The sequence below is a fragment of the Streptomyces purpureus genome, assembly GCF_014648195.1.
Lineage (GTDB): Bacteria > Actinomycetota > Actinomycetes > Streptomycetales > Streptomycetaceae > Streptomyces > Streptomyces purpureus.
Map to the genome: position 1 here is coordinate 1 of NZ_BMQQ01000062.1, position 9,090 is coordinate 9,090.

The following is a 9,090-nucleotide window of genomic DNA, read 5'->3' on the forward strand; positions in this document are numbered from 1 at the left end:
CCCCAGCCGAGCGCCTGCGTGATCTACTGACGACCACGTAGGCCATCAGGTGTTGCGAGGACCCCAAGAATCCGCCCCTCGCCCGGGGCTTCGTCGTGTCTCAGACCGTCGTCGTGCCTCACGCCTTCTTCGACTGGAGCGCCGCCGCCATCTGGGCCAGGCGGTCGAAGGACGCCGTTCCCGTCACCAGCGTGGTGACCTTGCCGTCCGTACGTACGAGGGCGTCGTACTTCGGGCCCTCCCAGCGCTGCCAGGTTCCGCCGGCCACCGTCTGGGTCTTGCCCGTGTCCGCGGCCTGCTGGGTGACCCGGGGGATGTACTTCTTCGGGTCCTCGGTCGACTGGTGGATCGCCACGTACTGCGTGTCCGGGTCCAGGAAGCCCAGCTGCCACGCGTCGTTCTTCTCGCGCTTGTACGAGACCGTGGTGGCCTTCCAGCCCTCGCCGAGGCCCTCCGGCGCCAGCACCGGGTACGGGGCCGCGCGCTGGGCCGTCAGGAGCTCGATCCGGTAGTCCACGGCCTTGACCGGGTCCGCCGATTCGTCGTGCGGGATGAAGAGATACATCACGCCCGCGGCGGCGAGGATGACCGCCATCGACTTGATCATCCCGCGTACTGTCTGCTTGCCTCGCGTACCTGCCACGCCCACCATGTTCGCATCACGGTGTTCTGCTCATACGTGGGCCCCTCTGCTCAATATGTCGACCTACCGATAGAGTCGCAGCACCCTCTTTTTCCCGGCCGTCGCCGTACAGAAAGGTGCGCTCCGATGACCGAGCATCATCTGCCGTCCGAGCTCGAGGTTTCCCCCGAGGCTCCTGACCGCAACCTGGCCCTGGAACTGGTCCGGGTCACCGAGGCCGCCGCCATGGCGGCCGGCCGCTGGGTCGGCCGCGGCGACAAGATCGGTGCCGACGGCGCGGCCGTGAACGCCATGCGGACCCTCGTCTCCACCGTCTCGATGAACGGCGTCGTCGTCATCGGCGAGGGCGAGAAGGACGAAGCCCCCATGCTCTACAACGGGGAGCGCATCGGCGACGGCACCGGCGCCGAGGTCGACATCGCCGTCGACCCGATCGACGGCACGACGCTCAACGCCAAGGGCATGCCGAACGCCATCGCGGTGCTCGCCGCCGCCGACCGCGGCACGATGTTCGACCCGTCCGCCGTGTTCTACATGGACAAGCTGGTCACGGGCCCCGAGGCGGCCGACTTCGTCGACATCAACGCCCCGGTCTCGGTGAACATCCGCCGGGTCGCCAAGGCCAAGAACATGTCCGCCGAGGACGTCACGGTCGTGATCCTTGACCGCCCCCGCCACGAGGGCATCGTCAAGGAGATCCGCGAGACCGGCGCCCGGATCAAGTTCATCTCGGACGGCGACGTGGCCGGTTCGATCATGGCCGTCCGCGAGGGCACCGGCGTCGACATGCTCCTGGGCATCGGCGGTACGCCCGAGGGCATCATCTCGGCCTGCGCCATCAAGTGCCTGGGCGGTGTCATCCAGGGCAAGCTGTGGCCGAAGGACGACGCGGAGCGCCAGAAGGCGATCGACGCGGGCCACGACCTCGACCGGGTGCTCTCGACCAACGACCTCGTCAGCGGTGAGAACGTCTTCTTCGTCGCGACCGGCATCACCGACGGCGAGCTGCTGCGCGGTGTCCGCTACCGCTCCGAGACCGCGACCACGTCGTCGCTGGTCATGCGCTCGAAGTCGGGCACGATCCGCCAGATCGACTCGACGCACCGGCTCTCGAAGCTGCGCGCCTACAGCAAGATCGACTTCGACCGCGCGAAGTAGCACCGGGCGGGACGACCCGCCGAAGCGGGACCAGGACGAAGAGGGGCGCCCCCATGTGCGGTGGGGGCGCCCCTTCCCGTACGGACCCGGGCCTGGCGGACAGGTGCCGTACCGGCGCCGTCAGCCCGCGGCGGCGATCCGCTCGGCCGCGGCGGCCTTCCTGAGCTCGACCTCGCGCCGGCGGCGGCGGGCGAGCACGACGCGGCGCTCGGCGGCGGTGAGCCCGCCCCACACGCCGTACGGCTCGGGCTGGAGCAGCGCGTGCTCCCGGCACTCGACCATCACGGGGCAGCGGGCGCAGACACGCTTGGCGGCCTCCTCGCGGGAGAGCCGGGCGGCGGTCGGCTCCTTGGAGGGGGCGAAGAAGAGGCCCGCCTCGTCCCGGCGGCAGACAGCCTCCGTGTGCCAGGGGCCGTCCTGATCCTCCCGCGCGGGCAGTCGCTGGGGCGGAAGGGCGGCGACCTGTAGGGGCTGATGCGGCAGTTGCAGCACGGTCCACTCCTGACGACGGCTTCGCAAGCGAGAAGAGACGATGCAGCAAGCCCTACCCGCTGTGCGTGCCGATAAGCACCGAGTGGTACTCAGTTCCGAAATACGGAACCCGGGGCGGCGAATTCCGGTCACACCGCCGGACCGTGACGGGGGTGGCCGGCGGTCAGTGGCCCAGGTGCTTGCGCAGCCGGTCGCGCAGGTCGGCGATCACCTTGCCCCGCTTCGGCTTCGCCTCGACGTTGCCGAAGACCGAGTAGCCGTTGACGACCACCACCGGGGCCTGCGGGTCGGCGCCCTCCAGGGTCACGACCTCGAAGTTGCCGAAGACGCCGGTGCCGCTGCCGCGCAGCGAGACGTTCTCCGGGACCCGCACCTCCACGTTCCCGAAGATCGAGGTGGCGTTGATGGTGGAGAGCCGCTGGGCGAAGATCGCCTCGGTAAGGTCGATCTCGATGCTGCCGAAGAGCGCGAAGGCGTTGGTCCTGCGCCCGACGCGCCAGCGACCCTTGCGGGTCGAGCTGGAGAAGACCGCGACCAGGTTGTCGGCGGGGCCGCCGGTCTCCTCGGGGCCGTAGGAGTAGTCCGGCGCGGGGTGCTGGGCCGTGCGGGCGGCCGGCAGGTCCCGTACGAGCGGCTCCAGCTCACCGACGGTCTTGGCGCGGTAGACGGCGTCGATCCGCTCCGAGTGCTCCTCCGGGTCGATCCGCCCCTCGGCGAGGGCGTCCCTGAGGATGTCCGCGATCCGGTCCCGGTCGGCGTCCGAGGCGCGCAGGGTGTCGGCCGGTGCGGCGGGGGCGACCGGCTGACGGGGCGTCTGCTCGGGCTTCTTTTCGAGGTCCACGGCACCACCCTAGCGAAACGCGATAGATCGCGACTAGGGGGCGCGGCCGGGGCGCCCCGCCCACCCCCGCCATTCCCGCGGGACCCGCAGGACCCGCCGAGCCCCCACCCGAGGCCCCTCCCACGACCCCGCTCCGCGGGAAGTGAGCCTTACCTCACAGGATCGGGACGTACTGGCCGTCTTACGCTTGTGGACGCGCCGCCAACGGAGGCGGCGCAGCTGTCTGCCGAGTGAGGAATGGCTGCCATGCCAGAGTTTGCGTACTCCGATCTGCTCCCCCTGGGAGAGGACACCACGCCCTACCGCCTGGTGACCGCCGAAGGTGTCTCCACCTTCGAGGCCGACGGCCGTACGTTCCTCAAGGTCGAGCCGGAGGCGCTGCGCAAGCTCGCCGCCGAGGCCATCCACGACATCCAGCACTATCTGCGGCCGGCGCACCTCGCCCAGCTGCGGAAGATCATCGACGACCCGGAGGCGTCGAGCAACGACAAGTTCGTCGCGCTCGACCTGCTGAAGAACGCGAACATCGCCGCCGCGGGCGTGCTGCCGATGTGCCAGGACACCGGCACGGCGATCGTGATGGGCAAGCGCGGGCAGAACGTCCTCACCGAAGGTGAGGACGAGAAGGCCCTGTCGCGCGGCATCTACGACGCGTACACCAAGCTGAACCTGCGCTACTCGCAGATGGCTCCTCTCACCATGTGGGAGGAGAAGAACACCGGCTCCAACCTGCCGGCCCAGATCGAGCTGTACGCGACCGACGGCGGCGCCTACAAGTTCCTCTTCATGGCCAAGGGCGGCGGCTCGGCCAACAAGTCCTTCCTCTACCAGGAGACCAAGGCGGTCCTCAACGAGGCCTCCATGATGAAGTTCCTGGAGGAGAAGATCCGCTCGCTCGGTACGGCCGCGTGCCCGCCGTACCACCTCGCGATCGTGGTCGGCGGCACGTCGGCCGAGTTCGCCCTGAAGACCGCGAAGTACGCCTCCGCGCACTACCTGGACGAGCTGCCGTCCGAGGGCTCCGAGCTCGGCCACGGCTTCCGGGACGAGGAGCTGGAGAAGAAGGTCTTCGAGCTGACGCAGAAAATCGGCATCGGCGCGCAGTTCGGCGGCAAGTACTTCTGCCACGACGTCCGCGTGGTGCGTCTGCCGCGGCACGGCGCCTCGCTGCCGGTCGCGATCGCGGTGTCCTGCTCGGCCGACCGGCAGGCCGTCGCCAAGATCACCGCCGAGGGTGTCTTCCTGGAGCAGCTGGAGACGGACCCGGCGCGTTTCCTGCCGGAGACCGAGGACGCGCACCTGGACGCGGGCGACGTCGTCAAGATCGACCTGAACCAGCCGATGGACGAGATCCTCGCCGAGCTGACGAAGTACCCGGTCAAGACCCGGCTGTCGCTCACCGGACCGCTGGTCGTGGCGCGCGACATCGCGCACGCCAAGATCAAGGAGCGCCTCGACGCGGGCGAGGAGATGCCGCAGTACCTGAAGGACCACCCGGTCTACTACGCCGGCCCGGCGAAGACGCCGGAGGGTTACGCGTCCGGCTCCTTCGGCCCGACGACGGCCGGGCGGATGGACTCGTACGTGGAGCAGTTCCAGGCGGCGGGCGGCTCGAAGGTCATGCTGGCCAAGGGCAACCGCTCGAAGCAGGTCACGGACGCGTGCGGTACGCACGGCGGCTTCTACCTGGGCTCGATCGGCGGCCCGGCGGCGCGTCTGGCGCAGGACTGCATCAAGAAGGTCGAGGTCGTCGAGTACGAGGAGCTCGGCATGGAGGCGGTCTGGAAGATCGAGGTCGAGGACTTCCCGGCGTTCATCGTGGTGGACGACAAGGGCAACGACTTCTTCACCTCGCGTGAACCCGAGCAGCCGACGTTCACCAGCATCCCGGTACGCGGTCCCGGTCTGGCGTAGCCCAGCACTCCCCCGCCCCTAGAGAGCCCCCGGAGTCCACCGCCGGGGGCTCTTGTCGTACCTGCCCGTCTGGGGCCGCCCCCGAGACAGTGAAGCGGGCCGGGCGACCCCACCGCCGCCGGTTTCCTGTTCTGGAAACTTGAAACCCTTGCGCCTCAGGTGAGTTGGTCGGAAGCATCGGTCAGGACACGACGCAGCAGGCCAAGGAGGGGAACCCCGTGAAGGTGACCAAGCTTGTCAGCACATGCGACCTCAAGGACTGCCCGACGATCTACACGACCGACAGGGGCACGCTGCTGGTCCAGGGCGAGACCCCGGCAGATCACGGGCTCGACATTCCGCCTCACGAAACCGTGGTCGAGATCCCGGAGCAGCTGATCTTCGACCTCATCCGGAAGGGTCTTCGTGGCGTCTAGGACTCTGGGGGAACTGTTCGACACCTTCCAGCAGGAAGCCTTCCGCCTGGAGACGCTGGACGATTACAGCAAGTCGGGAAACGTAGATGCCTATCAAGCCTTCCTCGCCGGAAAGCCGCAGCCAACCGGCTATAACGCTGACTGGGTGGCCGAACTCCGCTCCCACACCAGCGAGGGTAAACGCGTGTATCGCGTTCACGTTCTGTCTCGGCCGCTGACCCCGTATCTGCGGTTCGAGCTGGGCTGGGGCTACCAGAAGAACGTGACCGGCGGAGAAGAATTCTTCATCCTCGACACCACGGGGAAGAGCAACCCCCTGCAAGGGGCCCCGGACTTTTGGCTCTTCGATGATGTCACACCGGCTGTGATGAGCTACGCGCCGGATGGCTCTTTCGTCGGCGCAAACGTGCTGCCCGCTGAGCAGGCGGCAGAGTTTCGGGCCTACAGGGATAAGGCCTTAGCTCACGCTGTGCCGTTCACCGAATGGTGGGCGAAGTACGGGGAGTGAACAGAGCACAGCTAGGAGCCGCGCTGCGGGCGCTCAGGCAAGCCTCCGGGAAGGAAGCTAAAGCCGTCGCCCGCAGCGCAGTCATGTCTGCGAGCAAGCTGAGTAAGATCGAGACGGCTAAGGTCGCCCCCTCCGCCGCCGACGTTGAACGCATCCTCACGGCAATCGGCGTTTCGGACGAGGTCAAGGAAGAGTATCTAGAAGCAGTCAGAGCGGCGGCAACCGAGACCACAGCGTGGCGTCTCGTCCGCCGCATGGGCTTACATAAGGCACAGCAGCAGACGCGGGCGCTAGAGGCCGAAATGACGCTGCTGCGACTCTTCCAGCCGGCCTTGATGCCCGGCCTCCTACAGACCCCCGAGTACATCCGCGCGATTCTATCCAGGCATAACCTCGGCGAGGACATGCTTACCCGGACTATCAGTTCCCGAATAGAGCGGCAGCAGGCGCTTTACGACTCAGGCAAGCGTCTTCAGTTCGTTATCACTGAGCCCGTACTGCGGTGGCGCATCGTGTCAGCCGCGAGAATGGCGGAGCAGATTGACAGGCTCCTCTTCCTGTCCCGCCGGCCGAACATAGGCATTCGCATCGTCCCCTTGTCCGCACGCCAAGAGGACATAGCCAATCACGCCTTCGTTATCCGAGATGATCGAACGGTTACGGTAGAGACCGTGCACGCCGAAATCGTCGTGACCGACCCCAGGGACGTTGCACTGTACGTGCGCAAGTTCGAGGGATTCGCAGCCATGGCACTTTCTGGCGATGAGATGCGCGCCATGCTTGAAGGCGTCCGGGACGACTTCTTGCGCGAACAGGAAACCAGCTAGGCATAGTTGGCTGGCCGGGGAATCATTGCTTGCCACGGACACCCGAGCCGGGAGGCATTCAGCGATGAGCGAGACAAATACGACGATGGCAGAGCCCGTCTACCTGTCTTTTCCCGCCGATCCTCCGCAGCCTGCTGCGGGATGCGGGGTATGTGCGGCGCTGGATAAGCAACGCGCCGAGGCGCGGGAGCGTGGGGATTTCTCTGCGGTGACTGACCTCAACGTGGAGTTGGCGGCTCACCCGAAGTCGGGGAGCCACCACCGCCGGGGGCAGAAGTGATGGGCACCATTCGAGCCGCATACCGGCACGTCCTGCACCGGATCATTCAGCACCCGGACACAGACATCACCCATGAAGCGCAGTGCCTTAGTTGCGCCTGGGAGGCGTCACCCTCCACGGACGCGGCGGCGGTCGATGTGGAATGCATGAGCCACACGGGCCGAAGTAATCACCGGTCGTTCCGGCGCGTCTGTACGTCGTTCACATTCGTCGTACGAGACGAGCCGCGAGAAACGCCCGGCATGCCAAGGGACGGCGAGGAACACAGTCGGCCCCGTGAGGGGTCTGCGACCACGGCATGACGGAAGGGGCGCCCGTGAGCGACAGCGCCCCTGTGTCGGCCCCTGCCGCCTTCCCGCGTGGCTGGCAGGGGTCGGCATCGTCCGGACCGTGAACGCGCCACACGGGCGCCCGAGTGACCTCACACGACTGTAGGAACTGGGCTGGGGAAAGAGCGGAATGACGGAACGGCAGTGCGGCTCCAAGGCTTGGTTGAGCATCGCTCATATGTGGCAGTCGCGGAGGCTTCCACGCGAAGGGACCAGGTACGACGGGGAGTTGTCTCGATGGGCTGTATGCACCCTGCCGGTACACAACCGCGACAGGAACCATTTCGCACCGCTCCGCCGAATCCTTCCGGAGGAGGGCGGCGGCTACCTCGTTCTCGTCTGGGGACGCATCTTCGGCCGCGAACGAGTCGAGTGGTACCGCTCACGGTGCGACCGCACCGAACCGCACTCCTGTCCCCTGCCGGATAACCGATCCGACTCCGGCCCTACGTCACACCGAGAGTAGGCAGGGGGCAGGGCAGGACCCCGCCTCGGTCGCGTTGCTACAGGAAGGGCATGCGGCCGAGGCGGGCGCACGGCGGTGCGGGGACCGAATCCCCGCTGTTCGGCGAAGGGAAAAGCACCATGACCGAACGGCCCGAATTCCAGTTCGTCACGGCTGCGGCATGCCGTGACGCCCGAGTGGACAACTGCCCGCAGGTGGCTCTGAACGTGCCGGGGGTGGTGGCGTTGCGGGACAGCAAGCGGCCGGACACCATCGTCACCATGACGCCCGCCGACTGGGCGACGCTCACCGCCGCGATCAAGGGCGGAGAGTTCGACCTGAGCGCCTGAGAGAAGGTCCCGTGCGCAAGTGCCCCCGATGCGCTGCTGAGTGCCTGACGGACCCAGAGAGCGGCTTGCCATGGTGCCCGCGCTGCGGGACGCACTCCGGACTGTCTGAGCCTGTCTGCCGGGGCTTGTGGTGGTGGCGTGACGCCGTCACCAGGACGCCGCACAGGCCGCGTCAGCACTGAACGCGGGACCGCCGCCAATTGGCCCCGTCCGTACGTCTCCCCCGGCGTATGGGCGGGGCCTTCCGCTGCCTCGAACCAACTCCCCTTCAATGGCCCGAAAACCCAAAATGAGCCCCCAGCCGGCGGCTGGGGGCTCAGGGAATTGGGACTGCTGTGGAACTAGCTGGCGGCTGCCTTGATGACGTACAGCGCGGAGGGTGCATCAACGGCAAGACCCGCCACCCGATAGGTCGCACGGAAAGCCGTAACGTCCTTGTCAAAGGCGTAGTCTTCGGAAACCGCCACGCGCACATCCGATCGCAGCCCGATATGAATACGGGTCGGATCGGCAACAATCACCGTGCGGGCGGGCAGATTCGCCGAAACATGGATCGGGAGACCCAGGCCGCGCGAAGCAACCGGGTCGGTCACCTGACCGGCAAGGTACCCGCCGTTCGTCCCATTCTCGCGGGCCTTACGGAGGCTCTTGGCCTGGTCGGGGCTAGCCCAAATCACGGCAGGAGCAGCACCAGCAGCCTCAATACTTCTTCCAGAATCCGGCCCCGGAGCCGACGTTCACTCACATTCCGGTCCGCGGACCGGGTCTCGGCTGACCCTTCACCGCTCCTCGACGCCCCTCGGTCCCCTTCGGATGCTGTTGGCGAATTCGGGGGCTCGCGTGACGTCGGCCTTCAAGACCTGGTTGTGGTCTTGAAGGCCGACGTT

General features: G+C 67.1%; 11 protein-coding genes. 7 read left to right on the forward strand and 4 right to left on the reverse strand.

The annotated features are described in order from the left end of the window. Positions 1-118 precede the first annotated feature (118 nt). Positions 119-652, reverse strand: coding sequence for a DUF4245 domain-containing protein (locus IEZ01_RS34170; RefSeq protein WP_189205678.1), 534 nt, complete (start codon positions 650-652; stop codon positions 119-121). A gap of 117 nt (positions 653-769) precedes the next feature. On the opposite strand from IEZ01_RS34170, the gene glpX reads away from it, so the two are divergent. Then, positions 770-1,801, forward strand: coding sequence for a class II fructose-bisphosphatase (gene glpX / locus IEZ01_RS34175; RefSeq protein ID WP_019889126.1), 1,032 nt, complete (start codon positions 770-772; stop codon positions 1,799-1,801). A gap of 120 nt (positions 1,802-1,921) precedes the next feature. On the opposite strand, the gene IEZ01_RS34180 is transcribed toward glpX, so the two are convergent. Together IEZ01_RS34180 and IEZ01_RS34185 are read right to left on the reverse strand one after the other, a co-directional pair. Further along, a complete protein-coding gene (locus IEZ01_RS34180) occupies positions 1,922-2,293 on the reverse strand; it encodes a WhiB family transcriptional regulator (RefSeq protein ID WP_019889125.1) in 372 nt (123 codons plus the stop codon). Positions 2,294-2,456: 163 nt separating this feature from the next. Further along, the gene (locus tag IEZ01_RS34185; protein WP_019889124.1) at positions 2,457-3,134 is read right to left on the reverse strand and encodes a DUF1707 SHOCT-like domain-containing protein; all 678 of its coding nucleotides are present in this window, start codon (positions 3,132-3,134) and stop codon (positions 2,457-2,459) included. A 246-nt stretch (positions 3,135-3,380) separates the two neighbouring features. Here IEZ01_RS34185 and IEZ01_RS34190 point away from each other — a divergent pair, with 246 nt between their 5' ends. The 6 genes from IEZ01_RS34190 to IEZ01_RS34210 all read left to right on the forward strand — a co-directional run bounded on the left by IEZ01_RS34190 (position 3,381) and on the right by IEZ01_RS34210 (position 8,203). Then, complete coding sequence (locus IEZ01_RS34190; RefSeq protein ID WP_189205680.1) at positions 3,381-5,048, forward strand: fumarate hydratase; 1,668 nt, start codon at positions 3,381-3,383, stop codon at positions 5,046-5,048. 218 nt (positions 5,049-5,266) lie between these two features. After that, the gene (locus IEZ01_RS34195; protein ID WP_028797920.1) at positions 5,267-5,464 is read left to right on the forward strand and encodes a hypothetical protein; all 198 of its coding nucleotides are present in this window, start codon (positions 5,267-5,269) and stop codon (positions 5,462-5,464) included. Beyond that, a complete protein-coding gene (locus IEZ01_RS34200; RefSeq protein WP_019889121.1) occupies positions 5,454-5,972 on the forward strand; it encodes a DUF6879 family protein in 519 nt (172 codons plus the stop codon). Before IEZ01_RS34195 ends, IEZ01_RS34200 begins: the two co-directional genes overlap by 11 nt. Then, positions 5,948-6,799 carry a helix-turn-helix domain-containing protein gene (locus IEZ01_RS34205; protein WP_189205682.1) on the forward strand — a complete coding sequence of 284 codons (852 nt, stop codon included), beginning with the start codon at positions 5,948-5,950 and terminating at the stop codon, positions 6,797-6,799. The genes IEZ01_RS34200 and IEZ01_RS34205 overlap by 25 nt, the downstream gene beginning before the upstream one ends. A gap of 279 nt (positions 6,800-7,078) precedes the next feature. Then, positions 7,079-7,381, forward strand: a complete 303-nt coding sequence (locus IEZ01_RS36240; protein ID WP_444545503.1) for a DUF7848 domain-containing protein — start codon at positions 7,079-7,081, stop codon at positions 7,379-7,381. 612 nt (positions 7,382-7,993) lie between these two features. Next, complete coding sequence (locus tag IEZ01_RS34210; RefSeq protein ID WP_019889119.1) at positions 7,994-8,203, forward strand: DUF397 domain-containing protein; 210 nt, start codon at positions 7,994-7,996, stop codon at positions 8,201-8,203. A 341-nt stretch (positions 8,204-8,544) separates the two neighbouring features. Here the strand turns inward: IEZ01_RS34210 and IEZ01_RS34215 are convergent, their stop codons facing one another. Continuing rightward, on the reverse strand, positions 8,545-8,907 hold the full coding sequence (locus tag IEZ01_RS34215; protein ID WP_078513400.1) for a phage major capsid protein: 363 nt from the start codon (positions 8,905-8,907) through the stop codon (positions 8,545-8,547). Between the last annotated feature and the right edge of the window lie 183 nt (positions 8,908-9,090).